Origin of the sequence: Streptomyces sp. NPDC057302 (assembly GCF_042667685.1) — a bacterium.
Lineage (GTDB): Bacteria > Actinomycetota > Actinomycetes > Streptomycetales > Streptomycetaceae > Streptomyces.
Genome location: NZ_JBHUZJ010000011.1, coordinates 56,240 through 80,901, shown reverse-complemented (window position 1 = coordinate 80,901; position 24,662 = coordinate 56,240). Strand labels below are relative to the sequence as shown.

General features: G+C 71.3%; 25 protein-coding genes. 7 read left to right on the top strand and 18 right to left on the bottom strand.

Annotated elements, in window-relative coordinates:
* The first annotated feature begins 84 nt into the window (after positions 1 to 84).
* Positions 85 to 1,338, top strand: coding sequence for a nucleotide sugar dehydrogenase (locus ACFUPX_RS11305; RefSeq protein WP_383319646.1), 1,254 nt, complete (start codon positions 85 to 87; stop codon positions 1,336 to 1,338).
* Positions 1,339 to 1,402: 64 nt separating this feature from the next.
* Here the strand turns inward: ACFUPX_RS11305 and ACFUPX_RS11300 are convergent, their stop codons facing one another.
* From ACFUPX_RS11300 to ACFUPX_RS11285, 4 genes are all read right to left on the bottom strand, one after another.
* Positions 1,403 to 2,527 (bottom strand): GuaB3 family IMP dehydrogenase-related protein, encoded by a 1,125-nt coding sequence (locus tag ACFUPX_RS11300; RefSeq protein WP_383319643.1) that lies wholly within the window; start codon positions 2,525 to 2,527, stop codon positions 1,403 to 1,405.
* Between the two features lie 149 nt (positions 2,528 to 2,676).
* The gene (gene guaB, locus ACFUPX_RS11295; protein ID WP_383319640.1) at positions 2,677 to 4,191 is read right to left on the bottom strand and encodes an IMP dehydrogenase; all 1,515 of its coding nucleotides are present in this window, start codon (positions 4,189 to 4,191) and stop codon (positions 2,677 to 2,679) included.
* 153 nt (positions 4,192 to 4,344) lie between these two features.
* Positions 4,345 to 4,920: a sigma-70 family RNA polymerase sigma factor gene (locus ACFUPX_RS11290; protein ID WP_383319637.1), complete on the bottom strand. Its 576-nt coding sequence runs from the start codon at positions 4,918 to 4,920 to the stop codon at positions 4,345 to 4,347.
* A 266-nt stretch (positions 4,921 to 5,186) separates the two neighbouring features.
* Complete coding sequence (locus tag ACFUPX_RS11285; protein ID WP_003948568.1) at positions 5,187 to 5,798, bottom strand: response regulator transcription factor; 612 nt, start codon at positions 5,796 to 5,798, stop codon at positions 5,187 to 5,189.
* A gap of 389 nt (positions 5,799 to 6,187) precedes the next feature.
* On the opposite strand from ACFUPX_RS11285, the gene ACFUPX_RS11280 reads away from it, so the two are divergent.
* On the top strand, positions 6,188 to 6,556 hold the full coding sequence (locus tag ACFUPX_RS11280; protein WP_383319634.1) for a WhiB family transcriptional regulator: 369 nt from the start codon (positions 6,188 to 6,190) through the stop codon (positions 6,554 to 6,556).
* A gap of 40 nt (positions 6,557 to 6,596) precedes the next feature.
* Here the strand turns inward: ACFUPX_RS11280 and ACFUPX_RS11275 are convergent, their stop codons facing one another.
* On the bottom strand, positions 6,597 to 7,493 hold the full coding sequence (locus ACFUPX_RS11275) for a LysR family transcriptional regulator (protein ID WP_383319630.1): 897 nt from the start codon (positions 7,491 to 7,493) through the stop codon (positions 6,597 to 6,599).
* Positions 7,494 to 7,572: 79 nt separating this feature from the next.
* On the opposite strand from ACFUPX_RS11275, the gene ACFUPX_RS11270 reads away from it, so the two are divergent.
* A complete protein-coding gene (locus tag ACFUPX_RS11270) occupies positions 7,573 to 8,250 on the top strand; it encodes an MOSC domain-containing protein (RefSeq protein WP_383319627.1) in 678 nt (225 codons plus the stop codon).
* A gap of 91 nt (positions 8,251 to 8,341) precedes the next feature.
* Positions 8,342 to 9,115: an SDR family NAD(P)-dependent oxidoreductase gene (locus ACFUPX_RS11265; RefSeq protein ID WP_383319624.1), complete on the top strand. Its 774-nt coding sequence runs from the start codon at positions 8,342 to 8,344 to the stop codon at positions 9,113 to 9,115.
* Between the two features lie 162 nt (positions 9,116 to 9,277).
* Here ACFUPX_RS11265 and groL read toward each other — a convergent pair whose 3' ends face one another.
* The 3 genes from groL to ACFUPX_RS11250 all read right to left on the bottom strand — a co-directional run bounded on the left by groL (position 9,278) and on the right by ACFUPX_RS11250 (position 12,774).
* Entirely contained in the window at positions 9,278 to 10,900 is a 1,623-nt protein-coding gene (gene groL, locus ACFUPX_RS11260) for a chaperonin GroEL (RefSeq protein ID WP_383319621.1), read from the bottom strand.
* A gap of 126 nt (positions 10,901 to 11,026) precedes the next feature.
* The gene (gene groES, locus ACFUPX_RS11255; RefSeq protein ID WP_006347174.1) at positions 11,027 to 11,335 is read right to left on the bottom strand and encodes a co-chaperone GroES; all 309 of its coding nucleotides are present in this window, start codon (positions 11,333 to 11,335) and stop codon (positions 11,027 to 11,029) included.
* A gap of 485 nt (positions 11,336 to 11,820) precedes the next feature.
* On the bottom strand, positions 11,821 to 12,774 hold the full coding sequence (locus tag ACFUPX_RS11250; protein ID WP_383319617.1) for a polysaccharide deacetylase family protein: 954 nt from the start codon (positions 12,772 to 12,774) through the stop codon (positions 11,821 to 11,823).
* A 91-nt stretch (positions 12,775 to 12,865) separates the two neighbouring features.
* Here ACFUPX_RS11250 and ACFUPX_RS11245 point away from each other — a divergent pair, with 91 nt between their 5' ends.
* Positions 12,866 to 14,074 carry a methyltransferase domain-containing protein gene (locus ACFUPX_RS11245; protein WP_383319614.1) on the top strand — a complete coding sequence of 403 codons (1,209 nt, stop codon included), beginning with the start codon at positions 12,866 to 12,868 and terminating at the stop codon, positions 14,072 to 14,074.
* Positions 14,075 to 14,162: 88 nt separating this feature from the next.
* On the opposite strand, the gene ACFUPX_RS11240 is transcribed toward ACFUPX_RS11245, so the two are convergent.
* The 3 genes from ACFUPX_RS11240 to ACFUPX_RS11230 form a co-directional block, all read right to left on the bottom strand.
* Positions 14,163 to 15,452: an RNA polymerase sigma factor gene (locus ACFUPX_RS11240; RefSeq protein ID WP_383319611.1), complete on the bottom strand. Its 1,290-nt coding sequence runs from the start codon at positions 15,450 to 15,452 to the stop codon at positions 14,163 to 14,165.
* A gap of 81 nt (positions 15,453 to 15,533) precedes the next feature.
* Positions 15,534 to 15,890 (bottom strand): YciI family protein, encoded by a 357-nt coding sequence (locus ACFUPX_RS11235; protein ID WP_383319608.1) that lies wholly within the window; start codon positions 15,888 to 15,890, stop codon positions 15,534 to 15,536.
* 67 nt (positions 15,891 to 15,957) lie between these two features.
* Complete coding sequence (locus ACFUPX_RS11230; RefSeq protein WP_383319605.1) at positions 15,958 to 17,454, bottom strand: MFS transporter; 1,497 nt, start codon at positions 17,452 to 17,454, stop codon at positions 15,958 to 15,960.
* Positions 17,455 to 17,525: 71 nt separating this feature from the next.
* Here ACFUPX_RS11230 and ACFUPX_RS11225 point away from each other — a divergent pair, with 71 nt between their 5' ends.
* The gene (locus ACFUPX_RS11225; protein WP_383319602.1) at positions 17,526 to 18,254 is read left to right on the top strand and encodes a TetR/AcrR family transcriptional regulator; all 729 of its coding nucleotides are present in this window, start codon (positions 17,526 to 17,528) and stop codon (positions 18,252 to 18,254) included.
* Positions 18,255 to 18,278: 24 nt separating this feature from the next.
* Here ACFUPX_RS11225 and ACFUPX_RS11220 read toward each other — a convergent pair whose 3' ends face one another.
* From ACFUPX_RS11220 to tsaB, 4 genes are read right to left on the bottom strand one after another with little or no spacing between them, the layout of a single operon-like run.
* Complete coding sequence (locus ACFUPX_RS11220) at positions 18,279 to 18,536, bottom strand: hypothetical protein (RefSeq protein ID WP_383319599.1); 258 nt, start codon at positions 18,534 to 18,536, stop codon at positions 18,279 to 18,281.
* The gene (gene tsaD / locus ACFUPX_RS11215; RefSeq protein WP_383319596.1) at positions 18,533 to 19,639 is read right to left on the bottom strand and encodes a tRNA (adenosine(37)-N6)-threonylcarbamoyltransferase complex transferase subunit TsaD; all 1,107 of its coding nucleotides are present in this window, start codon (positions 19,637 to 19,639) and stop codon (positions 18,533 to 18,535) included. The genes ACFUPX_RS11220 and tsaD overlap by 4 nt, the downstream gene beginning before the upstream one ends.
* Positions 19,632 to 20,105, bottom strand: a complete 474-nt coding sequence (gene rimI / locus ACFUPX_RS11210) for a ribosomal protein S18-alanine N-acetyltransferase (RefSeq protein WP_383319776.1) — start codon at positions 20,103 to 20,105, stop codon at positions 19,632 to 19,634. Before rimI ends, tsaD begins: the two co-directional genes overlap by 8 nt.
* A 29-nt stretch (positions 20,106 to 20,134) precedes the next feature.
* Entirely contained in the window at positions 20,135 to 20,791 is a 657-nt protein-coding gene (gene tsaB / locus ACFUPX_RS11205) for a tRNA (adenosine(37)-N6)-threonylcarbamoyltransferase complex dimerization subunit type 1 TsaB (RefSeq protein WP_383319594.1), read from the bottom strand.
* 108 nt (positions 20,792 to 20,899) lie between these two features.
* On the opposite strand from tsaB, the gene ACFUPX_RS11200 reads away from it, so the two are divergent.
* A complete protein-coding gene (locus ACFUPX_RS11200) occupies positions 20,900 to 21,451 on the top strand; it encodes a hypothetical protein (protein ID WP_383319591.1) in 552 nt (183 codons plus the stop codon).
* A gap of 294 nt (positions 21,452 to 21,745) precedes the next feature.
* On the opposite strand, the gene tsaE is transcribed toward ACFUPX_RS11200, so the two are convergent.
* From tsaE to alr, 3 genes are read right to left on the bottom strand one after another with little or no spacing between them, the layout of a single operon-like run.
* On the bottom strand, positions 21,746 to 22,258 hold the full coding sequence (gene tsaE, locus ACFUPX_RS11195; RefSeq protein WP_383319588.1) for a tRNA (adenosine(37)-N6)-threonylcarbamoyltransferase complex ATPase subunit type 1 TsaE: 513 nt from the start codon (positions 22,256 to 22,258) through the stop codon (positions 21,746 to 21,748).
* A gap of 11 nt (positions 22,259 to 22,269) precedes the next feature.
* The gene (locus ACFUPX_RS11190) at positions 22,270 to 23,496 is read right to left on the bottom strand and encodes an alpha/beta fold hydrolase (protein WP_383319585.1); all 1,227 of its coding nucleotides are present in this window, start codon (positions 23,494 to 23,496) and stop codon (positions 22,270 to 22,272) included.
* 13 nt (positions 23,497 to 23,509) lie between these two features.
* On the bottom strand, positions 23,510 to 24,661 hold the full coding sequence (alr, locus tag ACFUPX_RS11185) for an alanine racemase (RefSeq protein ID WP_383319582.1): 1,152 nt from the start codon (positions 24,659 to 24,661) through the stop codon (positions 23,510 to 23,512).
* Position 24,662: the final 1 nt, after the last annotated feature.

Here is a 24,662-nt window from a genome sequence, read left to right as displayed (position 1 = left end):
TAGTCTGACATTGCGCTGGTCCACCTTGTCCACAGGGCTTGCGCGCTCGTCCCGCTCCGGCTATTGGGAGGACGGCCCACCGCCATGCCCGCAGATCTCGCCGTCATCGGACTCGGCCACCTCGGCCTGCCCCTCGCCCAGGCCGCCGTCTCCGGCGGCATCGCCACCATCGGCTACGACCCCGCACGCGCCGTCGACCTGGCAAGCGGCCGCCTGCCCTGCGACGGCGCCGAGGGAACCCTCACCGCCGCCGATGTCCGCCGGATGCTCTCGGGGGGCTTTAGACCCACCACCGACCCGGTCCAGCTCGGCCGGGTCCGCACCGCGGTCATCTGCGCCCCCACTCCTCCGGCGGCCGACCGCACCCTCGACCTGAGCCAGGTGGCCGAAGCCGCCCGCGCCCTGGCCGCGCGGCTGCGCCCGCACACCACGGTCATCCTCGAGTCACCCGTTTACCCCGGAACCACAGAGGAATTCCTGCGCCCCATCCTCGAAGAGGGCTCAGGCCTGCGCGCGGGCCGCGACTTCCACCTCGCCCACTCGCCGGGACGCCTCGACCCGGGCAACCGCACCCACGGCTACGCGGGCACCCCCAAGGTCATCGGCGGCCTCACCCCGGCCTGCACCGAATCGGCCGCCGCCTTCTACGGCCGCCTCACGGACAAGGTCGTACGCGCGCGTGGCCCACGCGAGGCCGAGACCGTGCACCTCCTGGAGACCAACTACCGGCACGTGAACATGGCCCTGGTCAATGAGATGGCCGTGCTCTGCCACGACCTGAGCATCGACCTGTGGGACGTCATCCGGTGCGCCGAGACCAAGCCCTTCGGCTTCCAGGCCTTCCGCCCGGGACCCGGCGTCGGCGGCCACGGAGTCCCCCTGGACATCCCGGGACCCGGCCGCGGCGCCCGCCCCCTGCGCATGGTCGAGCTGGCCCAGCAGGTCAACGACCGCATGCCCCGGTACGTGATCCAGCGCTCGGCGACCCTGCTCAACGAGCACGGCAAGTCCGCCCGCGGCGCCCGCGTCCTGCTCCTCGGCGTCACCTACAAGCCCGACCTCGCCGACCAGCAGGGCTCCCCCGCCCAGGAGGTCGCGACCCGCCTGATGGAGCTGGGCGCCGCCGTCAGCTACCACGACCCCTACGTCCCCAGCTGGAGCGTCCTGGGCCACCCCGTGCCCCGCGCGGACTCCCTCTACGAAGCGGCGGCCGACGCCGACCTCACGATCCTGCTCCAGCACCACCGCACGTACGACCTGCAAGGTCTCGCGGTGAAGGCCCAGCTGCTCCTCGACACCCGGGGCGCGACCCCGGCGGGCGCGGCCCACCGGCTCTGACGGACGGACGGCACGCGAAAGGGCCCCGGCAGGAGTACCGGGGCCCTTCGTGCAACCGAAACGATCAGCGGCTGTGCTGCGAGTCCGCGACCGTCACCTCGACGCGCTGGAACTCCTTGAGCTCGCTGTAGCCCGTCGTCGCCATCGCACGGCGCAGCGCCCCGAAGAAGTTCATCGAGCCGTCCGGGATGTGCGAGGGACCGCTGAGGATCTCCTCCGTCGTGCCGACCACACCGAGGTCGACGCGCTTGCCGCGCGGCACGTCCTCGTGGACGGCCTCCATGCCCCAGTGGTGGCCCTTGCCCGGCGCGTCCGTGGCGCGCGCCAGCGGGGAGCCGATCATCACCGAGTCGGCGCCGCAGGCGATGGCCTTGGGCAGGTCGCCGGACCAGCCGACGCCGCCGTCCGCGATGACGTGCACGTACCGGCCGCCGGACTCGTCCATGTAGTCACGGCGGGCGGCGGCGACGTCCGCGACGGCCGTGGCCATCGGCACCTGGATGCCCAGGACGTTGCGCGTGGTGTGCGCGGCGCCGCCGCCGAAGCCGACGAGGACACCGGCCGCGCCCGTGCGCATCAGGTGCAGGGCCGCGGTGTACGTGGCGCAGCCGCCGACGATCACCGGGACGTCGAGCTCGTAGATGAACTGCTTGAGGTTGAGCGGCTCGGCGGCGCCGGAGACGTGCTCGGCGGAGACGGTGGTGCCGCGGATGACGAAGATGTCGACACCGGCGTCCACGACGGCCTTGGAGAACTCGGCGGTGCGCTGCGGGGAGAGCGCGGCGGCGGTGACCACGCCCGAGTCGCGCACCTCCTTGATGCGCTGCCCGATCAGGTCGGCCTGGATCGGAGCCGCGTAGATCTCCTGGAGGCGCCGGGTCGCGTTGTCGGTGTCCAGCTCCGCGATCTCGTCGAGCAGCGGCTGCGGGTCCTCGTACCGCGTCCACAGGCCTTCGAGGTTCAGTACGCCGAGACCACCGAGCTCACCGATGCGGATCGCGGTCTGCGGCGAGACGACCGAGTCCATCGGCGCGGCCAGGAAGGGCAGCTCGAAGCGGTAGGCGTCGATCTGCCAGGCGATCGAGACCTCCTTCGGGTCGCGGGTACGACGGCTCGGCACGACGGCGATGTCGTCGAAGGCGTACGCCCGGCGGCCGCGCTTGCCGCGCCCGATCTCGATCTCAGTCACGTGGGTGGCCCTTCAGCTTTCTTCGGTACTTCGCACTTCTTACGCACTTCGGCACTCGGTCTGCCGTTCCAGTATCCCCGACGCGCGCGAAGGGGGCGGCCCCGGGAATCCGGACCGCCCCCACGCGCGCGTACGCGGCGAAATTCGGGTCAGCGCTTGTTCGTGTAGTTCGGCGCCTCGACCGTCATCTGGATGTCGTGCGGGTGGCTCTCCTTGAGGCCCGCGGAGGTGATGCGCACGAAGCGGCCCTTGGACTCCATCTCGTCGATGGAGGCGGCGCCCACGTAACCCATCGTCTGGCGCAGGCCGCCGACGAGCTGGTGCAGCACGTTGGCCAGCGGGCCGCGGTAGGCCACCTGGCCCTCGATGCCCTCGGGGACGAGCTTGTCGTCCGAGGAGACCTCCGCCTGGAAGTAGCGGTCCTTCGAGTACGAGCGTCCCTGGCCACGGGATTGCATCGCGCCGAGCGAACCCATGCCGCGGTAGGACTTGAACTGCTTGCCGTTGATGAACATCAGCTCACCCGGCGACTCCTCGCAGCCCGCGAGCAGCGAGCCGAGCATCACGGTGTCGGCGCCGGCGGCCAGCGCCTTGCCGATGTCACCGGAGTACTGGAGGCCGCCGTCGCCGATGACCGGGACACCGGCCGCGCGCGCCGCTACGGCCGCTTCGTAGATGGCGGTGACCTGCGGGACGCCGATTCCGGCGACCACGCGCGTGGTGCAGATGGAGCCCGGTCCGACACCGACCTTGACGCCGTCGACACCGGCGTCGATGAGCGCCTGGGCGCCGTCACGCGTCGCTACGTTGCCACCGATGACGTCGACGTTCACGCCCGACTTGATCTTCGACATCCAGCTCAGGGCGTTGCTGTTGTGCCCGTGGGAGGTGTCGACGATCAGGAAGTCGACCCCGGCCGCGGCAAGGGCCTGCGCCCGCTCCAGCGCCTCGGGGCTCGCGCCGACGGCGGCGCCGACGAGGAGACGGCCCTCGGCGTCCTTGGCGGCGTTCGGGTACTGCTCGGCCTTCTTGAAGTCCTTGACGGTGATGAGGCCCTTGAGGATCCCCGCGTCGTCGACGAGCGGCAGCTTCTCGATCTTGTGGCGGCGGAGCAGCTCCATGGCGTCGACGCCGGAGATGCCGACCTTGCCGGTCACGAGCGGCATGGGCGTCATGACCTCGCGCACCTGGCGGCCGCGGTCGTTCTCGAAAGCCATGTCGCGGTTGGTGACGATGCCGAGCAGCTTGCCCGCCGGGTCGGTCACCGGGACGCCGCTGATGCGGAACTTCGCGCACAGCGCGTCAGCCTCCCCCAGCGTCGCGTCCGGGTGCACCGTGATCGGGTCGGTCACCATGCCGGACTCGGAGCGCTTCACGAGGTCGACCTGGTTGACCTGGTCCTCGATCGACAGGTTGCGGTGCAGCACGCCGACGCCACCCTGCCGCGCCATGGCGATGGCCATGCGGGCCTCGGTGACCTTGTCCATCGCCGCGGAAAGCAGCGGGATGTTCACGCGGACGTTGCGGGAGATGCGGGACGAGGTGTCGACCGCGTTCGGGAGGACCTCCGACGCGCCCGGCAGCAACAGCACGTCGTCGTAGGTCAGCCCGAGCGTCGCGAATTTCTCGGGCACCCCAGTCGAAGAGCCGCCGTTTGCAGTCATGACACCTTCCCCAAATGGCCTTGATCGGTGCGGATGTCCATGCTAACGGGAATCGAGGGTGTCTCATTCCACGATCAAGATCATCGACCAGGTTTGTACGTTCATACGTCGCGAACGGACACCGAGGGCCACCGTCAGGGCAACCGGTGATCGTTATTGCTCGGCCAGTGCCCGCAATCGACTCAACGCGCGATGCTGCGCGACCCGCACCGCGCCCGGGGACATCCCCAGCATCTGCCCGGTCTCCTCGGCCGTGAGCCCGACCGCGATCCGCAGGAGCAGCAGCTCGCGCTGGTTCTCCGGAAGGTTGGCCATGAGCTTCTTGGCCCACTCGGCGTCGCTGCTGAGCAGCGCGCGCTCCTCGGGACCGAGGGAGTCGTCGGGCCGCTCGGGCATCTCGTCCGACGGCACCGCCGTGGATCCGGGATGGCGCATCGCCGCGCGCTGGAGGTCCGCGACCTTGTGCGCGGCGATCGCGAAGACGAACGCCTCGAAGGGGCGTCCCGTGTCCTTGTAGCGCGGCAGTGCGAGGAGGACCGCGACGCAGACTTCCTGCGCCAGGTCCTCCACGAAGTGCCGCGCGTCACCCGGAAGTCGGGAGAGCCGTGTGCGGCAGTACCGCAGCGCCAAGGGGTGCACATGAGCCAGGAGATCGTGCGTCGCCTGCTCGTCACCCTCGACCGCGTGAAGGACGAGGGCACCGATCACCGTCGTCTTGTCATCGCGCATCGGTCCATGGTGCCTTGGCGCCGATTGATCCGTGGCACCACGTCCGTAGTTGTGCACCGAAGCGTTATGAGCAGGTGCGCCGGAACTCATCTCGTGCGCCCTCCCCTCCCGCTCGACCGACCTGTCCCCGAGGAACTCCACACCTCAAGGATGCGGCATCGGCGGCGAAGCAACGGCAACCGCTCCCGGGAGAGGGCGCGACGGGCGCCCGTCGCCCCGCCCACCGCACGGCGGGCGGGGCTCGCCGTGCTCGCACGGCGGCACACCTATCGGACCAGGCCCCAGCGGAAACCGAGCGCCACGGCGTGCGCCCGGTCCGAGGCGCCGAGCTTCTTGAAGAGCCGCCTGGCGTGGGTCTTGACCGTGTCCTCGGAGAGAAAAAGCTCACGTCCGATCTCGGCGTTGGACCGGCCGTGGCTCATGCCCTCGAGCACCTGGATCTCCCGCGCGGTGAGCGTGGGCGCCGCGCCCATCTCGGCCGAGCGCAGTCTGCGCGGAGCCAGTCGCCACGTCGGGTCCGCGAGCGCCTGCGTGACGGTCGCCCGCAGTTCGGCGCGCGAGGCGTCCTTGTGCAGATAGCCCCGGGCACCGGCGGCGACCGCGAGCGCGACACCGTCCAGGTCCTCGGCCACGGTGAGCATGATGATGCGCGCACCGGGGTCGGCGGACAGCAGCCGCCGGACCGTCTCGACGCCGCCCAGACCGGGCATGCGTACGTCCATCAGAATCAGGTCCGAGCGGTCGGCGCCCCAGCGGCGGAGGACTTCCTCGCCGTTGGCCGCTGTCGTCACGCGCTCGACGCCGGGCACGGTCGCGACCGCTCGGCGGAGCGCCTCTCGGGCAAGCGGGGAGTCGTCGCAGACGAGGACGGATGTCATGACTGTCCTCCGCGGCTCTCACAGCTGCTGCGCGTCACCTTGAGCCTCCAGGCTGGTACATATTCGTCACCTGTGCGGTTGACGCTCTCGGACATCTGCCCGAGCGCTTGTTCTTTCAACCGCCTCGCACTCTCAACGACGGTCACCCGAAAGAGTTACGGGGCGGTCGGCCACGTTCGGCACTCTACGTGAGGGCGCGGACACAGAGCAGGCAGCGCAAGAGACCCTCAACCTTTCATCACAACCCATGCCCCATTTAGCCCCTTTCCCTTCCTTTTGCTGGTGTCTGTGGCTAGATTTTCCAATGAGTCATATTTTCATCTCCTTAGACAGTAGATGTACGGTCGTGGGCACCGTATCCGCGCAGAACGGCTACCAGGAGACAAGCAATGGCAGATTTCTCCCGCCTTCCCGGACCGAACGCAGATCTCTGGGACTGGCAGCTCCTCGCCGCCTGCAGGGGGGTCGACAGCTCGCTCTTCTTCCACCCCGAGGGCGAGCGGGGCGCGGCACGCAGCGCCCGTGAGAACTCCGCCAAGGAGGTCTGCATGCGGTGCCCGGTGCGCGCGGAGTGCGCCGCTCACGCCCTCGCGGTACGGGAGCCGTACGGCGTGTGGGGCGGACTCACCGAGGACGAGCGCGAGGAACTCATGGGCCGCGCCCGCAACCGCCTCGTCACGACATCCACGCCGTCGGTGTCGGCTGCGGCCTCAGCCGCGGCCGCCGCATCGAGCGGCGGCATGGTCACGCGGCACTGAAGGAAACGACAGAACTGAAGGAACGTTTCTTCGCGAGCGCTCAGCGCTGCGCGGCCCGCGCGAGGTGGTCCAGCGTGGCCGCCACGGCGGGCACCTGCGCCAGATCCGGCAGGGTGAGCGCGACGATTTCACGCTGGACGGCAGGCTCCACCGTCACTGTGCGTGCACCTTTGGGGCGTACGGACTCGATGGCGAGCTCGGGCAGCACCGCGACCCCCAGTCCTGCGCCGACCAGGCCGATCACGGCCGGGTAGTCATCGGTCGCGAAGTCGATGCGGGGCACGAAACCGGCCCCCTCGCAGACCTCGACCAGCTGCCTGCGACAGCGCGGACAGCCCGCGATCCACGGCTCGTCGGCCAGTTCCCCGATGGCGACCGACTCCGCCTTGGCGAGCCGGTGGCCCTCGGGCACGAGGCCGACGAGCCGGTCGGCGAGCAGCGGGCGCACGACCAGGTCGTCCCACTCCTCGGCGGCCGACGCGCCGTCGTACCGGAAGGCGAGCGCCACGTCGCAGTCGCCCTCGCGGAGCATCTCGACCGAGCGCGGCGGCTCGGCGTCCACGAGCGAGACCCGGGTGCCGGGGTGCGCGGCGCGCAGGGCGGCCAGCGCGCTCGGCACCAGCGTCGAGCTGCCGCTGGGGAAGGAGACGAGGCGTACGCGGCCCGCCCGCAGGCCCGCGATGGCGGCGACCTCCTCCTCGGCGGCGGTCAGTCCCGCCAGGATCCCGGCGGCGTGCCGGACCAGGGACTCGCCCGCCTGGGTGAGGCGCATCTCGCGGCCCGTACGGATCAGCAGTGGCGTGCCGACGGAGGTTTCGAGCGCCTTCATCTGCTGGCTGACGGCCGGCTGGGTGCAGCCGAGCTCGCGCGCGGCGGCCGAGAAGGAGCCGGTGGCGGCGACCGCACGCAGGACGCGGAGATGACGGGCCTCGATCATGGATCAAGCATAAGGGACACTTGGATCAAACGCCCAATAATGCGTCGACGCTTTGAGCGGGCTCGCCTAGCCTTCCGCCATGAAGCTTCTTTCCGTGAATCTGGGCCGGTTCAAAGCCGTGGAGTACACCGACGCGCCCGCGGGTGGCACGGGCATCGACAAGCAGCCCGCCGAGGGGGCCGTACGGGTGGCGGCTCCCGGCGCGAAGGGTGTCGCCGGGAGCGGGGTCGCCGGGGACGAGGTCTGCGACCTGCGCCACCACGGCGGGGACGACCAGGCGGTGTACGCCTTCGCTCGCGAGGACCTCGACGCGTGGGAGCGCCTGCTCGGCCGCACACTGGCCAACGGCTCCTTCGGCGAGAACCTCACGACGTCGGGCCTCGACGTGAACGGCGCGAAGATCGGCGAGCGCTGGCGCGTCGGCCCCGATCTGCTCCTGGAGGTGACGTCGGGCCGCATTCCCTGCCAGACGTTCCAGGGGCATCTCGGCGAGAAGAGGTGGGTCAAACGCTTCACGCAGCAGGGCGCTCCCGGCGCCTATCTGCGGGTGATCGAGCCGGGTGAGATCCGGGGCGGCGACCCGGTCGAGATCGTGCACCGCCCGGAGCACGACATCACCGTCGCCCTCCAGTTCAGGGCCGTCACGACGGAGAAGCATCTGCTGCCGAGTCTGCTCGCCGCCGGGGACGCGCTCCACTCGGAGTTGACCGAGACGGCCCGTACGTACGCGCGGAAGTACGGCTCGCAGGTGTCGTAACTGGCTTGCGGGCCCGGCGACTTGAAGGGTCAGCAGGTCAAGAGGCCGTCCGGGCGACACAAGGGGCCCCGGATCTCACTAGCCTTGGTGCATGACTACGGCTCTGATTACGGGATCGACCGCCGGTATCGGCGCGGCCTTCGCCCGGCGGCTCGCCGGTGACGGCCACAACCTGATCCTGGTGGCACGCAACACCGAGCGGCTGCGGGAGCAGGCGACCGAACTGCACGACCGGCACGGCATCGAGGCGGAGGTCCTCACCGCGGACCTCGCGACGGACGACGGGATCGCCGCCGTCGAGAAGCGGCTCGCGGACCGCAGGAATCCGGTCGACCTCCTGGTGAACAACGCCGGGTTCGGCAACAAGGGCCAGTACCTGGAGGTGTCGATCGAGGACGAGCTGACGATGCTCAAGGTGCACTGCGAGGCGGTGCTCCGCCTCACGTCGGCGGCGACGGAGTCGATGCGGGAGCGCGGTCGCGGGGGCGTCGTCAACGTCGCTTCGGTGGCCGCGTTCGTGCCGCGCGGGACGTACGGCGCGTCGAAGGCGTGGGTCGTGCAGTTCACGCAGGGCGCGGCGAAGGATCTGGCCGGCTCCGGGGTGCGGCTGATGGCCCTGTGCCCCGGATTCGTACGCACCGAGTTCCACGAGCGCGCCGGGATGGGGACGTCCAACATCCCCAAGTGGATGTGGCTCGACGCGGACAAGCTGGTCGCGGCGGCGATCGCCGACCTGGCACGCGGCAAAACCCTGTCCATCCCGGACCCGCGCTACAAGGCGCTGATGGGCGTGGTGAAAGTGACCCCGAGGGCGCTGCTCGGCGGGGTGACGTCACGTACGGGACGCAAGTACGGCCCGCAGTAAGAAGAGCGCCCCGTAAGGGGCCCGGGGAACTGCGCGAGGACGGACCACGCCCCGCGGTCGGCGACGGCGCGCAACCCGGCAGACGCGCATCCGAGAACGCACCGAGGCCCGGCGCCCCCAAGCGGGGGCACCGGGCCTCGTTCAGCTCATCGGAGCGACGGGTCAGTGAGAGTGACCGTGCCCGTGACCGGCGTCAGCCTCGTCCTCGGCCGGCTTCTCGACGACCAGGGTCTCGGTCGTCAGGAGCAGCGAGGCGATGGACGCGGCGTTCTCCAGCGCGGAGCGCGTCACCTTGACCGGGTCGATGACGCCGGCCTTGACCAGGTCGCCGTACTCACCGGTCGCGGCGTTGAAGCCGAAGCCCTTGTCGAGCTCGGCGACCTTCGAGGTGATGACGTAGCCCTCGAGGCCGGCGTTCTCGGCGATCCAGCGCAGCGGCTCGACGGCGGCGCGGCGGACGACGGCGACACCGGTGGCCTCGTCGCCCTCCTTGCCGAGGTTGCCCTCGAGAACCTTGACGGCGTGCACCAGAGCGGAGCCACCACCGGAGACGATGCCCTCCTCGACCGCGGCGCGGGTCGCGGAGATGGCGTCCTCCAGACGGTGCTTCTTCTCCTTGAGCTCGACCTCGGTGGCAGCGCCGACCTTGATCACGCAGACGCCACCGGCGAGCTTCGCCAGGCGCTCCTGCAGCTTCTCGCGGTCCCAGTCCGAGTCCGTGGACTCGATCTCGGCCTTGATCTGGTTGACGCGGCCCGCGACCTCGGAGGCGTCGCCGCCGCCGTCCACGACGGTGGTGTCGTCCTTGGTGATGGTCACGCGGCGCGCGGTGCCGAGCACGTCGAGGCCGACCTGGTCGAGCTTGAGGCCGACCTCTTCGGCGATGACGGTGGCACCGGTGAGGGTGGCGAGGTCACCGAGCATGGCCTTGCGGCGGTCGCCGAAGCCGGGGGCCTTCACCGCGACGGCGTTGAAGGTGCCACGGATCTTGTTCACGACCAGGGTCGAAAGGGCCTCGCCCTCGACGTCCTCGGCGATGATCAGGAGCGGCTTCGAGGCGTTGGTCTGGATGACCTTCTCGAGCAGCGGCAGGAGGTCCTGGATGGAGGAGATCTTGCCCTGGTGGATCAGGATGTACGGGTCGTCGAGGACGGCCTCCATACGCTCCTGGTCGGACACCATGTACGGGGACAGGTAGCCCTTGTCGAAGGCCATGCCCTCGGTGAAGTCCAGCTCCAGGCCGAAGGTGTTGGACTCCTCGACGGTGATGACACCGTCCTTGCCGACCTTGTCCATCGCCTCGGCGATGAGCTCGCCGACCTGCGGGTCCTGGGCGGACAGACCGGCGACGGCCGCGATGTCGGCCTTGTCGTCGATCGGGCGCGCGGTCGCGAGGAGCTCCTCGGACACGGCCTTGACGGCGGCGTCGATGCCCTTCTTCAGGGCGGCCGGGGAGGCGCCGGCGGCTACGTTGCGCAGGCCTTCCTTGACCAGGGCCTGGGCGAGGACCGTCGCGGTGGTGGTGCCGTCACCCGCGATGTCGTTGGTCTTGGTCGCCACCTCCTTGACGAGCTGCGCGCCGAGGTTCTCGTACGGGTCCTCGACCTCGACCTCACGGGCGATGGTGACGCCGTCGTTGGTGATGGTGGGGGCGCCGAACTTCTTGTCGATGACGACGTTGCGGCCGCGGGGGCCGATCGTCACCTTGACCGTGTCGGCAAGCTTGTTGACGCCGCGCTCGAGGGCGCGACGGGCGTCCTCGTCGAACTTCAGGATCTTCGCCATGGGAGCGGTTCAGCCCTCTCGAAACTCGGGTTTAACGAGCTGCGCCCCTCGCCGCCCGGCAATCAGCGGGGTGACCAGGGGCGCAGCTCAAAAAAGTAAAACTGGTGAAGCGGGTGAAGCGGTGAATTACTTCTCGACGATCGCGAGGACGTCGCGAGCCGAGAGGACGAGGTACTCGTCGCCGTTGTACTTCACCTCGGTGCCGCCGTACTTGCTGTACAGCACGACGTCGCCGACCTTCACGTCGAGCGGCAGGCGCTCGCCGTTCTCGAAGCGCCCCGGGCCCACGGCGAGGACAGCACCCTCCTGGGGCTTCTCCTTCGCGGTGTCCGGAATGACCAGGCCGGAGGCCGTGGTCTGCTCGGCGTCGAGCGGCTGGACCACAATGCGGTCCTCGAGCGGCTTAATGGCAACCTTGGAGCTGGCGGTCGTCACGATCCGGTCTCCCCCTTCGGAGATCTACGGGGTTAACAGTCTGGGGTGGCGACCAGGTGGATCCGTCGTCGCGGGTGCCGGACCTGCCCGTCGCTGTTGGCACTCTCCAGTGGTGAGTGCCAAGCCCGAGACTAGGACGACGATTAGCACTCGGTCAAGCGGACTGCTAATTCGCTGACGCGGGTCTTATCCGGGTGGAGCGCTTTTCGGGGGCACGAGCCCGGCCTCACGCCCCTCCGGGCAGCGGTTCCCGGCAGGCGGCGACTGCGTCCCCGTAGCCATGCGCCGCCCGGTTTCCGGCGCTCCCGCGGGGGGCGCGCAGCTCGGCGAGGCCCCCGGTTTCCTCGGCGGGACCTTCTCGGCGGCCTTGCGGCCCAGGCGTTCGATCGGATCGACCGACTGTGCGCACCCGGTGAGCAGCGCGGGCGCGAGCACGCCCGCCGCGAGGGCCGCGGCGAAGTAGCGGTGCGCCCGCGCCCGCCCGGTCACAGGTAGTCCTCCAGCCTGGCCACCGCGTACCCCTTGTCGGTGACCGTCTTCATGACCTTGCGGATCATGTCGGGCATCGTGCCCTTCCAGTCCTCGCGCCCCCGGAAGTGCGTGAGGATGATGTCGCCGGGATGCAGGTCCCGGTCCCACTCCCGCCAGTCCATGCGGTTGGGGAAGGCCTCGGACGCCCACAGCGGGACCGCCTTGATGCCGCAGGACTTGGCGGCGCGCAGCGAGTCCACGTTGTAGTTGCCGTACGGCGGGCGGAAGAGTTCGGGCCGCTTGCCGTAGCGCTTCTGGATGGTGTTCTGCATGCCGCAGATCTCGCGGCGCTGCCCCTCGTACGAAAGCCCCGGCAGATAGCGGTGGTTGAGGGTGTGGTTGTTCAGCGTGACACCGCGGGACTGCATCTTCTTGAAGTAGCCGTAGTCCTCCTTGACCAGGTAGTCACTGAGGAACGCGGTGTACGGGATCTTCAGCTCGCTCATCATCTTGAGCAGCGCGGGGTCCTTCTCGGCGCCGTCGTCGATGGTCAGGAAGACGATCTTCTTCTTGGTCGGGACGGTCGTGAAGACGGGCGGCAGACTCGCCTGCCCCTTGACCTCGAACCCCTTGCGGGTGGTGATCCGCGGCTTCTGGGCCGGCGGCAGCGGCGCGGTCAGCGGGGTCTTCGCCAGGCCCCAGCGCTTCGCGGCGGCGGCGCGGGCGACCTCGGCGACGCGGAGTTTCTGGGCGTAGGTGTCGAGGGCGCGGGCGGGCGGCGCGTCCAGGCGCTGCTGGCCGGGGGCGGGATTGACCCCGCCGTCGGAGCCCGACGCACAGCCCGAGGCGATCGCGGCGACGGTGAGCACGGCCGCCGCGGCCCGCACCCGCCCCCGCGCCCTGCCCCACGCCGGGACCTGACCCTTCCGTCTCGCCCCGAATTTGTCGTTTTGTCGTACTAGTTGCATGGCGCCGGATCTTTGCAGCTCACGGCCCTGCGGACGGGCCGACACCGCCGCCGGGCGCGCACCATCCACCGACTGGCCCACAATGGGCCGGGTGAACGACCTCGACACCGCCCTGACCTCCTTCGCCGCGCTGCTCACCGCCGAAGGCCGGTCCCTGCTCGATCTCGACGAGGTGCGCGAGGCCGATCCGGCCCGGGAGCTGGCCGTCGCCACCCGTCTGCGCCGCGAGCACCCGGCGGAGCTGGTCACGGCGGTGCTCGCGCAGGCGCGGCTGCGGCGGCGGGCGGTGGCGAAGTTCGGTGGGCCGGACGCGGGGCGGATGTTCTTCACGCCGAACGGCGTCGAGCAGGCGACGCGCACGAGCGTGGCCGTGCACCGCGCCGAGAGCTTCAAGTCCCTCGGCGTGCGCAGCGTGGCCGATCTCTGCTGTGGCATCGGCGGCGACGCGATCGCCCTCGCGCGGGCCGGTATCGCCGTCCTCGCCGTCGACCGCGACCCGCTGACCTGCGCGGTGGCGCGCGCGAACGCGGACGCGCTGGGACTCGCCGACCTCATCGAGGTGCGCGAGGCCGATGTCACCGAGGTCGACACGGCCGCGTACGACGCCGTCTTCGTGGACCCGGCGCGGCGTGGCGGCCGGGGCCGCATCTTCGACCCCGAGGCGTACTCCCCGCCCCTCTCCTGGGCCGTCCGGGCCGCCCGCAAGGCTCCGCACGCGGCGCTGAAGATCGCTCCCGGCATTCCGCACGAGGCGGTGCCCGCCGAGGCCGCGGCGGAGTGGATCTCGGACGGCGGTGACGTGAAGGAGGCCGTGCTGTGGTTCGGCACGGACACCCCGTCGTCGCATCGCGCGACGCTGCTGCCGTCGGGCGCGTCCCTGTGGTCCTCGCTCGACGCGATGCTGCCGGATCCGGCGGTGCGGGCGGTGGGGCGCTATCTGTACGAGCCGGACGGCGCCGTCATCCGGGCGCATCTGGTGGCGGAGGTGGCCGCGCGGGTGGAGGGCGGACTGATCGACGAGACCATCGCGTACGTCACCTCCGACGCGCTGCACGCGACTCCGTACGCGGTGGCGTACGAGATCACCGATCAACTGCCCTTCGGGGTGAAGAAGTTGAAGGCGGTGCTGCGGGAGCGGGAGGTCGGGATCCTGACGGTGAAGAAGCGGGGCTCCGCGGTGGAACCGGAGGAACTGCGCCGCAAGGTGAAGCCCCAGGGCAAGAACTCGGCCACCGTTTTCCTGACCCGGGTGGCGGGGGCGCCGACGATGCTGATCGGGCGGCCGGTGGTGGGGAACTGACTTTCTTTTCCCCAACCCCGCCCCTTCCCGAAAACCGGCTGCGCCGGGGCCTTGCCTGCCGTCATCACCGGCTTCGCCGAGTTCGTCCTCAATCGCCGGACGGGCTACAGGATTCAGCCCGCCCCAGCAACAACTCCCGCTCCCGCCCATTGCGCGTGAGCCCCGCCGCCCGCTCGAACTCCTCCCGCGCCTCCGCCACCCGACCGAGCCGCAGCAGCACGTCACCCCGCACACTCGGCAGCAAGTGATAGCCCTTCAGGGCAGGTTCAGAGGCGAGGGCGTCCAACAGCGGCAGCGCCTGCGCCGGTCCCTCGGCCATCGACACCGCCACCGCGCGGTTCAGTTCGACCACCGGTGACGGGGCGCGGGCGGCGAGGAGTTCGTAGAGGGCGGCGATCTGCGGCCAGTCCGTGTCCTCGTACGACACGGCGTTCGCGTGGCAGGCGGCGATCGCGGCCTGGAGCTCGTAAGCTCCCGGGCCGCCCGTCGAGACGGCCCGCGCACGGGCGAGCGCCGCGAAGCCCCGCCGGATCAGCGGCCGGTTCCAGTGCCGGCGGTCCTGGTCCGCGAGGAGCACCGGCTCGCCCTTCGGCCCCGTCCGCGCCGCCGAGCGGGACGTCTGGAGCTCCAACAGCGCCGCGAGGCCGTGCACTTCGGGCTCCCGCGGCATCAGGGCGGCCAGCACGCGGACGAGCCGCAGCGCGTCCTCGCACAGCGACGGCCGCAGCCAGTCGTCGCCCGCCGTGGCCGCGTACCCCTCGTTGAAGATGAGGTAGATGACTTCGAGCACCGAGCCGAGCCTGGCCTCGCGCTCGGCTCCGTACGGCACTTCGAAGGGCACGCCCTTGGCCGCGAGGGTCCGCTTCGCGCGCACGATGCGCTGGGCCACCGTCGCCTCGGGGACCAGCATCGCGCGGGCGATCTCCGGCGTCGTGAGCCCGCCGAGCAGCCGCAGGGTGAGCGCGACGCGGGCCTCGGCGGAGAGCACCGGGTGGCAGGCGGTGAAGACGAGGCGCAGGAGGTCGTCGTCGATGTCGTCCGGGTCGGCGGGCCCTTGGACATGGGGCGGGGCCGCCTCCAGGTCGCGGCCCATCTCCTGGAGCTTGCGCTCGTAGCGCTCCCTGCGGCGCACGAGGTCGATGGCGCGGCGCTTGGCGGTGGTCATCAGCCAGGCGCCCGGGTTGTCGGGGACGCCGTCCAGCGGCCACTGTTCGAGCGCGGCGACCAGCGCGTCCTGCGCGAGCTCCTCCGCGATGCCCACGTCGCGCACGATCCGCGCGACACCGGCGATCAGGCGCGGGGACTCCATCCGGAAGACGGTCTCGATGGCGCCGCGGGGCGCGTCCGGGCGAGGGGGCTCTGAAGAGTGGTCCTTCACGGCCACCCATCAGAGCACCCCGCGCGGGGCACCGCAAAGACCCGGCGCCCGCACCCCGTGGATCGGGCCCGGCCCCGTGGCTCAGCCCTCGATGATCTCCCGGACCTCCGCCGTCACGGTCCACTTCTCGTCGTGGGTCCTCAGGAAGCGGCCGGCCCACTCGACGGCCTCGGCCCTGTCCTTGCACTGCGTGATCGAGTAGCCGCCGACGACCTCCTTGGCCTCGGTGAACGGGCCGTCCGTGACGGAGAGCCGGCCGCCCTCCCAGTGCACCTGGGTGGTCTGGGCGCTTGGCGTGAGGCCCGCGGTGTCGAGCATCACCCCGGCCTTGGTGATCTCTTCGAGGAGCGCGCCCATGCGCTCGCCCATCTCGGGGCTGGGGCCGCCCTCGGGAGAGTTCTTCTCGTCGACGCGGATCATCGTCAGAAAGCGCGGCATGGTGATGTTCCCTTCGGCTGTCGCGCGCCCCGCGGGCCACGCGACGGGCGGGGCTTCTTCCCGCCTCTCACCTCTGCGTCGAACGGGATACGCCCGGATCGACATCGTCTCCGAGGTTCTTCGAAATTTCTTCCTGAGCGGGCGGCGGAGCCGAAGGGGAGGGCGAAGGCGTACGCGCCGGATGCAGCACCGCGGTGGCCACCGCCGCCGCCACCAGCAGCGCCGCGGCGACGCCGAACGCCGTCGCGTAACCCTCCGCGAGCGCGCCCACCCCCCGGCCGGCCCCCGTCACGCCCGACGCCACCGTCACCAGCACGGCGAGCCCCAGCGAACCGCCCAGCTGCCGCGAGCTGTTGAGCAGCCCCGAAGCCATGCCGGTCTCCTCGGCGGCGACACCGGACGTCGCCGCCGTGCCCAGCGGCACGAAGCACATGCCGATGCCGACGCTCGCCACCAGCGAGGGCCCCACGACCGACCCCAGGAAGGTGCCGCCGGGCCCGACGGTGAGGGCGAACCACACGAATCCCGCCGCCCCGAGCAGCCCTCCGGTCACCAGAAGCGCCCGCTCCCCGAGGCGCCCGGCGTTCCGTGCCGAGACCACCGACCCGGCGACGATGCCCGCGCAGAACGGCAGGAAGGCCGCTCCCGCCCGCGTCGGCCCGTACGACATGACCTCCTGGAGGTAGAGCGAGGTGAAGTAGAAGGCGGCGAACTGCCCGGACGACATCAGCAGCGCGAAGGCGTTCGCGGAGAGCACGGGGCGATTCCTGAGCAGGCCGGGGCGCAGCAGCGGCTCACGCTGCCGGAACTCGACGACGGCGAACGCGGCGAGCAGCGCGAGCGCCGCGCCGAGGGTGCCCAGGGTCGTGCCGGATCCCCAGGCGTACGTCTCCGTGCGGACGAGGCCGAGGACGAGCGCCGCCATGCCCGCCGTGACGAGGAGCGCCCCCAGCACGTCGAGCCGGGGCGCGGGAACGGTGCGCCGGTCGGCGGGCACGCCGTGCCGCGCGAGGAGGAGGGCCGCGAGCACCACCGGGACGTTGATCAGCATCACGGAGCGCCAGCCCGCCCAGTCGGTGAGCACCCCGCCCGCCATCACTCCGACCGCGCCGCCGAGCGCCCCCGCCGCGCCCCAGAGCCCGAGCGCACGCGCACGCGCGGGCCCGGCCGCGTAGGTGACGGTGATCAGCGCGAGCGCGACGGGTGCGAGCGCCGCCGCTCCCGCACCCTGCACGGCCCGCGCCGCGACGAGCTGCCCCGGCGACTGCGCGAGCCCGCCCGCCAGGCTCGCGACGCCGAAGACCGCGAACCCGGCGATCAGGGTGCGCCGCCGCCCCACCAGGTCGGCCAGGCGCCCGCCCAGCATGAGGAGGCCGCCGAAGGCGAGCGCGTAGGCGTTGACGACCCAGAGCAGCGAATCGGCTCCGAAGCCGATGTCGTCGCCGATGTCGGGCAGCGCGATGTTCACGACGGACATGTCGAGGGAGACGAGGAACTGCACGGTGAGCAGCACCGGCAGCAGCCAACGGGCCCCTGAGGACTTCGGGTCAGCGGGATTCACCATGCCGACAGACATTACTATACGCGTATAGAAAATACAGGGGCGTGCGCCACCGCCACGGCACGGGCGCGACAATGAGCCACGTGGAAGCAGAGAAACCAGCGCCGGAAGCAGCGAAGCCGGGCCCGGAGAAGTCGGGCGAGCAGCAGAAGAAGAAGCGCGGTCGCCCCAGCCGCATCGACCTCGACACGATCGTCGGCATCGCGCGCCGCATCCTGCAGGAGGAGGGCGTGGCCGCCCTGAGCATGCGCAGGGTCGCCAAGGAGGTCGGCACGACGCCGATGGCGCTCTACCACCACGTACGCGACAAGGACGAGCTCCTGATGCTCACCCTGTCGGGCACGGCCGACTCGGTCCCGCGCCCGGAGCTCCCCGACGACCCGCGCGAACGGCTGCTCGCGGTCTCGGTGCACATGCACGGCACGCTGGCGCGGATGCCCTGGGTGGTCGAGGTGCTGAGCCTGGGCGATCTCACCGACAAGGGCGCGCTGTGGATGGTCGAGGAGATCGTCGCCACCTGCGTCGACTGCGGGCTGACCACGCCCCAGGCCGTCGCCGCCTACCGGACCATCTGGCACTGCGTCTACGGCGACCTGGTCTTCCGGCAGGCGATGGCCCGCCGCGCCGACGAGCCGGACCGGGGGCGCCACTTCCCCGGCATGCTCACGGACGCGGACGCCGGCGAGCTCCCCCACCTGGCCGCGCTCGCCGGCCGCTGGCTCGAACTGACCGAGGGCTACGACGTGTCGGTGCAGCTCGGCGCGGTCATCGACGGGCTCCTGGGGCAGGCGCGGCGCCCCTGAATCACCCCCGTCGAATACGGAGCGTCAGTCCAGGCCCGCCGACTCGAACCGCCACCTGTGCACCGCCCGCGTCACCAACTCCGGGGCGGGCTCGGGCAGTTCGGGGAGGTCGGCTTCGTACGCGGCATCCCACCACGTCAGGACGAGCACCCGGTCCTGCGGGGCGCGGAAGCTCTCGCGCCTGAGCGGCTCGCCGTCCAGGACCTGGGCGCGCGCCCAGGCGAGCAGTTCCTCGCCCCGGCCGTCGGCGGCGCGGGCCTCCCACATCAGCGCGACGGTCACGAGTACAGGTTCTCCTTGCTGACCTCGTGCACGTGGTCGTGGCCGTGCGAGTGGCCCGGGACGTGCGGCTCCGTCACCGGGAGCGAGGAGTCCGCCGAGAGGTCCCAGTCGGAGGCCGAGCGGTTGCGGGCCACCATCTCCGCGCCGAGTGCGGCCACCATCGCGCCGTTGTCCGTGCAGAGCTTCGGCCGGGGCACCCGCAGCCGGATCCCGGCCGCCTCGCACCGCTCCTGCGCGAGGGCGCGCAGCCGCGTGTTGGCGGCCACGCCGCCGCCGATCATCAGGTGGTCCACGCCCTCGTCCTTGCAGGCCCGCACGGCCTTGCGGGTGAGCACGTCGACGACCGCCTCCTGGAAGGACGCCGACACGTCACGCACGGGCACCTCCTCGCCCGCGGCCCGCTTGGCCTCGATCCAGCGCGCGACGGAGGTCTTCAGGCCGGAGAAGGAGAAGTCGTACGCCGGGTCGCGCGGCCCGGTGAGACCGCGCGGGAAGGTGATCGCGTTCGGGTCGCCCTCCTTCGCGTACCGGTCGATGACGGGTCCGCCGGGGAAGCCGAGGTTGAGCACCCGGGCGATCTTGTCGAAGGCCTCGCCCGCCGCGTCGTCGATGGTCGCGCCCAGCGGACGCACGTCCGACGTGATGTCGGTGGAGAGCAGCAGCGAGGAGTGGCCGCCGGAGACGAGCAGCGCCATCGTCGGCTCGGGCAGCGCGCCGTGCTCCAACTGGTCCACGCAGATGTGCGAGGCCAGGTGGTTCACTCCGTAGAGCGGCTTGCCGAGCGCGTACGCGTACGCCTTGGCCGCCGAGACACCCACGAGCAGCGCGCCCGCGAGGCCGGGCCCGGCGGTCACCGCGATGCCGTCGAGGTCCTTCGCGCTCACGCCCGCTTCCTTCAGGGCGCGCTCGATGGTGGGCACCATCGCCTCCAGGTGCGCGCGCGAGGCGACCTCGGGCACGACGCCGCCGTAGCGGGCGTGCTCGTCGACGCTGGAGGCGATGGCGTCGGCGAGCAGGGTGGTGCCGCGGACGATGCCGACACCGGTCTCGTCGCAGGAGGTCTCGATGCCGAGGACGAGAGGTTGATCGCGCGAGTCAGCCATGGGTGTCGGTTCCTTGTACGGATGTCGATGGATCGGTCAGACGCATGACCAGGGCGTCCACATTGCCCGGCTGGTAGTAGCCGCGCCGGAAGCCGATGGGCTCGAAGCCGAAGCGCTCGTACAGCTTCTGCGCCCGTGTGTTGTCGACCCGCACCTCGAGCATGACCTCGGCGCACTCGAAGGCGGTGGCCGCGCAGAGCAGATCGGTCAGGAGCCGGGAGCCGAGCCCGGTGCCCCAGTGGCTCGGGGCCACGGCGATGGTCTGCACGTCGGCCTGGTCGCCCTGCGCGGCGAGCCCCGCGTACCCGACGAGGCGGTCCCCGTCCATCGCCACCACGTAGCGGCGGGTGGCCAGCGGACCGCGCGCGTGGGCGAGCTCGGACCAGAACATGCCGCGCGACCAGGCGTCGTCGGGGAAGAGTTCCTTCTCCAGGACGAAGACCGGCTCGATGTCCCACCAGCGCATCTCGCGCAGGACGGCTGTCGTCACGGACGTCACTTGGGGGTGACCACCTTGTAGTTCTTGGGGACCTGCGCGTCAGGACGGCGCAGGTACAGCGGCCTGGGGGCCAGCAGTTCCTCGCCCGCGGCCAGCTTCCGCACGGCGAGCGCGGCGAGCGAGGCCGCCGAGACGTTCTCGGGGGCGCGGGCCTGCGGGAAGGTCTCGGGGTAGAGCACCGCGCCGGCGCCGACGGCGGGCAGGCCCGCCACCTCGTCCGCGATGTCGGCGGGGCGGTCCACGGCGGCCTCGGTCAGGCGGGTGCGCGGGTCCGCGTACCGCGCCCAGTAGACCTCCTTGCGCCGCGCGTCCGTGGCGACGACGAAGGGGCCGTCCTCGATGCCGGACTCGTAGGCGAGGCCGTCGAGCGTGCACACGCCGTGCACCGGCACGCCGAGCGCGAGGCCGAAGGTCTCGGCGGTCATCAGGCCGACACGCAGGCCCGTGTAGGGGCCGGGGCCCACGCCGACGACGATGCCGGTCACGGCGTCGAGTCTGAGCCCGGCTTCGGCGAGCACGCGGTCGACGGCGGGAAGCAGCAGCTCGCCATGGCGGCGGGCGTCCACCTGGCTGGAGGCTGCGACGACGGACGAGCCGTCGTGCAGCGCGACGGTGACGGCGGGGGTGGCGGTATCCAGAGCGAGCAAGAGCACGCGAATAGCCTACGGCTCCGGCGCCCGGAGCACGGCCGACCCGGGATGCCGCACACCTGCTGCTAACGTCACCCCGTAGCCGTACGGAGTACGAAGAGGGTGGCGCAGTTGTCCAGGAGCAGCTCGGGATTCGTGGCCGGGCTCACCGCCGCCGCGCTCGCCGCGGTCGGCTTCCTCGCCTACCAGGCGTCGGCCAGCGTGCCCGACTCCCTGGGCAAGAAGCCGGACACGTCCCCTTCCGCGTCGGCCTCGCGCTCCCCCAAGGACAAGGCCGACCCGACGACCGTCCCGGCGCAGTCCGGTGCGGGCGAGCGGGTCGTCTACTCGGTGGGCGAGGACCGCGTGTGGCTGGTCACGGCATCCGGCAAGGCGCGGCGCACGTTCAAGGTCACGCCGAGCACGGTGGACCCGGTCCCCGGCACGTACGCGGTCACCTCGCGCTCGGGCACCGTCACCGGAACGGACGGCGTGGCGATCGAGCACGTCGTGCGCTTCGCGAACGTGGACGGGGTCGCGATCGGCTTCAGCGCGGCGACGGACGGCTCGACGCCGAAGCCGGACCCGTCGAAGAAGACCGGCGGCATCCGCGAGTCCCGCAAGGACGGCAACGCGATGTGGGAGTTCGCGACGATCAGCAAGAAGGTCGTCGTCGTTCCGTAGGGACGTCACCCGCGGGCGCCGGATCGCGCGGCGGTGTCGAGACGGCGCTGGCGGCCGCGCAGGACGCCAGCAGATCGCGCATGGAAATCCCCGATGGCCCCGATGGCCCCGACAGCCCGTGCGGTCGGGGCTCTACGTCACGTTCTGAAGCCGACATGGACGCCTCCTGGGCTCCGGGGGCAGACGTGGTTAGGTAGACCTAACCAGTACCGGTATCCATGTGACCACGCCCGGAGCACGCCGCGCAACATCTTCCCGACGCCTTGTCGGAATGTTCGGGCGAAAAGACGAGGATCAGGCCGAAAGCAGCGTGAGGTCGGCCTCCTGCCACCGCGTCCCGACCCCGGTCAGCGTCACTTCGCGCACCTCGTCCGTCGTGTCGCCGACGGCCCGGTCGATGACGACACGCAGACGGCTCTCGGAGAGCTCCTCCACCTTGCCGTCGCCCCACTCCACGACGATCACCGATTCGGGGAGCGACACGTCGAGGTCGAGGTCCTCCATCTCGTCGAGGCCGCCGCCCAGGCGGTACGCGTCCACATGCACCAGGGGCGGCCCCTGGGAGAGGGACGGGTGGACGCGGGCGATGACGAAGGTCGGGGACGTGACGGCGCCCCGGACGCCGAGGCCCTCGCCCAGGCCGCGGGTCAGTGTCGTCTTGCCCGCGCCGAGCTCGCCGGTGAGCATCACGAGGTCACCGGGGCGCAGCAGCTTGGCGAGGCGGCGACCCAGGTCGCCCATCTGCTCGGGGGAGGTGACGGTGATGCCCAGGGAGTTCACGGGGGCCGGGCTGTGCGGTGCTTCCATGCCCACCCACGTTAGCCGCTGGACGTCCGTGCATCGGCCGCCGCGGGGACGGCGCCCGTGCGGGCGAGGAGGTCCGCGAGGCGGTCCGTGACGACCTCGGGGTGCTCCAGCATGACCAGGTGCCCGGCGTCCGGTACGAGCACGAGCTCGGCGTCCGGGAGCAGATCGGCGATGACCTCGCTGTGCGCGCTGGGCGTCACCAGGTCCTTGTCCCCCGCGAGGACGAGCACGGGAAGCCGGGAGAAGTGCTTGAGCGCCTCCGTCTTGTCGTGCTCGGCGAAGGCCGGGTAGAACTCCGCGACCACGTCGATGGGCGTCGACTCGATCATCCGCTCGGCGAACCGCGAGATCGCCGGGTCCACGTCCCTGGACGAGAACGAGTAGCGCTTGATGATCCCGGCGAAGAGGTCAGCGGTGGCCCGCCGCCCCTTCTCCACGAGATCGGCCTGCGAGCCCAGCGCCTTCAGGACGCCGGGGAGCACGCGCCGCACGGCGTTCATCCCGGCCACCGGAAGGCCGAAGTTGACCTCGCCGAGCCGCCCGGAGGACGTACCCACCAGGGCGACGCCGACGACGCGCTCGCGGATCAGCTCCGGGAAGTGGTCGGCCAGCGCCATCGTCGTCATGCCGCCCATGGAGTGCCCGACCAGGACCAGCGGCCCCTCGGGCGCCGCAGCGTCGATGACCGCCTTCAGGTCCCGCCCCAGCTGGTCGATGGAGACCGGCGCCCCGTCCGCGAGCTGCGCCACTCCGCGCTCGGACCGGCCGTGGCTGCGCTGGTCCCAGTACACACAGCGCACGACGCCGCGCAGGGCGGCCCGCTGGAAGTGCCAGGAGTCCTGGCTCAGGCAGTAGCCATGGCTGAAGACGACGGTGACCGGGGCGGGGGTCTTGCGCCCGAAGAGCCTGCGGCGGCGCGGTGCCTGCGCGCTCTCGCTGTCCGCCGATGCCTCGTCGACCTCGTCGACCTCGTACGAGAGTTCCGTGCCGTCGTCCGCGTACGCGCTGCCCGGCATGCCGCGCAGCGAGCCGTACGGACCCGACGCGTCGAGAGCGAGCCGCGCCTTCTTGCGCATGCCCCGGCCGACGGTCAGCCGCTCGATGGCGACACCGGCCGCGGCGCCCGCGGCGACGACGCCTATCGCGGCACCGGCGAAGCCGGCCCTGCGCCAGTTCCCGGCCGCCGCGGCGACTTCCGTCGCCGCTTGTGCGGCCGCCCCCGTGCTGGTCTCGCTCACGTGCCGCTCCTACTCACTCGTCGGGTCGCTCATTCACATGGACGCGCGGAACACGCGATCCGATGCGGGTGACGATCTCGTACGCGATGGTGCCCGCCGCCTGCGCCCAGTCCTCCGCGGTCGGCTCTCCCCGGTCGCCGGGGCCGAACAGGACGGCTTCGGAGCCCACCGCCGGTTCGTCGCCGCCGAGGTCGACCACGAACTGGTCCATGGCGATGCGTCCCGCGACCGTGCGCCACTTGCCGCCGACGAGGACGGGTCCGGTGCCGGACGCGTGGCGCGGGATCCCGTCCCCGTACCCGACGGGGACCAGGCCGAGGGTCGTGTCGCCGGGTGTGACGTAGTGATGCCCGTAGCTGACGCCGTGACCCCCCGGGGCGTGCTTCACGAGGGCGAGCGAGGCGCTGAGCGTCATGACGGGCCGCAGGCCGAACTCCTGCGAGGTGCCGACCTCGGGGCTCGGCGAGATCCCGTACATCGCGATCCCGGGACGTACGAGATCGAAGTGGGTCTCCGGAAGCGTGAGCGTGCCGGGCGAGTTGGCGATGTGCCGCACCTCGGGGCGGATCCCGCGCTCCTCGGCGGCGGCGACCATCTCGCGGAAGAGCGCGAGTTGCGCGGCGATGGACGGGTGCCCCGGCTCGTCGGCGCACGCGAAGTGCGACCAGATCCCCGTCACGCGCACCAGGCCCTCGGCCTCGGCCTGCCGCGCCTGCGAGACGAGCTCGGGCCAGTCGTCGGGCATGCATCCGTTGCGCCCGAGCCCGGTGTCGGCCTTCAACTGAACCCGTGCCGTACGCCCCACGGACCGCGCGGCGGCGGACACTTCACGCAAGGCCCAGAGCCCGCTCACCGACATGTCGAGGTCGGCTTCGACGCCCTCGCGCCAGGGCCCGCCGGGAGTCCACAGCCAGCACATGAGGCGGCCCTTGATCCCGGCGGCCCGCAGCGCGAGCGCTTCCTCGGGGGTCGCCGTGCCCACCCAGGTGGCTCCCGCCTGAACGGCGGCACGGGCGCAGGGCACCATGCCGTGTCCGTAGGCGTCCGCCTTCACGACGGCCATGAAGGCGGCGCCTGGCGCGAGGGCGCGCAAAGTCCGCACGTTGGCCCGGAGGGCGGCCAGATCGATCTCGGCGCGGGCACGCAGGGGTGCGGTCTCAGTCATA

Coding starts and splice junctions, on each gene's coding strand:
- ACFUPX_RS11305 (WP_383319646.1), top strand. CDS start 85: ATGCCCGCAGATCTCGCCGTCATCGGACTCGGCCACCTCGGCCTGCCC.
- guaB (WP_383319640.1), bottom strand. CDS start 4,191: ATGACTGCAAACGGCGGCTCTTCGACTGGGGTGCCCGAGAAATTCGCG.
- ACFUPX_RS11290 (WP_383319637.1), bottom strand. CDS start 4,920: ATGCGCGATGACAAGACGACGGTGATCGGTGCCCTCGTCCTTCACGCG.
- ACFUPX_RS11285 (WP_003948568.1), bottom strand. CDS start 5,798: ATGACATCCGTCCTCGTCTGCGACGACTCCCCGCTTGCCCGAGAGGCG.
- ACFUPX_RS11280 (WP_383319634.1), top strand. CDS start 6,188: ATGGCAGATTTCTCCCGCCTTCCCGGACCGAACGCAGATCTCTGGGAC.
- ACFUPX_RS11275 (WP_383319630.1), bottom strand. CDS start 7,493: ATGATCGAGGCCCGTCATCTCCGCGTCCTGCGTGCGGTCGCCGCCACC.
- ACFUPX_RS11270 (WP_383319627.1), top strand. CDS start 7,573: ATGAAGCTTCTTTCCGTGAATCTGGGCCGGTTCAAAGCCGTGGAGTAC.
- ACFUPX_RS11265 (WP_383319624.1), top strand. CDS start 8,342: ATGACTACGGCTCTGATTACGGGATCGACCGCCGGTATCGGCGCGGCC.
- groL (WP_383319621.1), bottom strand. CDS start 10,900: ATGGCGAAGATCCTGAAGTTCGACGAGGACGCCCGTCGCGCCCTCGAG.
- ACFUPX_RS11250 (WP_383319617.1), bottom strand. CDS start 12,774: ATGCAACTAGTACGACAAAACGACAAATTCGGGGCGAGACGGAAGGGT.
- ACFUPX_RS11235 (WP_383319608.1), bottom strand. CDS start 15,890: ATGCCGCGCTTTCTGACGATGATCCGCGTCGACGAGAAGAACTCTCCC.
- ACFUPX_RS11230 (WP_383319605.1), bottom strand. CDS start 17,454: ATGGTGAATCCCGCTGACCCGAAGTCCTCAGGGGCCCGTTGGCTGCTG.
- ACFUPX_RS11225 (WP_383319602.1), top strand. CDS start 17,526: ATGAGCCACGTGGAAGCAGAGAAACCAGCGCCGGAAGCAGCGAAGCCG.
- tsaD (WP_383319596.1), bottom strand. CDS start 19,639: ATGGCTGACTCGCGCGATCAACCTCTCGTCCTCGGCATCGAGACCTCC.
- rimI (WP_383319776.1), bottom strand. CDS start 20,105: ATGCGCTGGTGGGACATCGAGCCGGTCTTCGTCCTGGAGAAGGAACTC.
- tsaE (WP_383319588.1), bottom strand. CDS start 22,258: ATGGAAGCACCGCACAGCCCGGCCCCCGTGAACTCCCTGGGCATCACC.
- alr (WP_383319582.1), bottom strand. CDS start 24,661: ATGACTGAGACCGCACCCCTGCGTGCCCGCGCCGAGATCGATCTGGCC.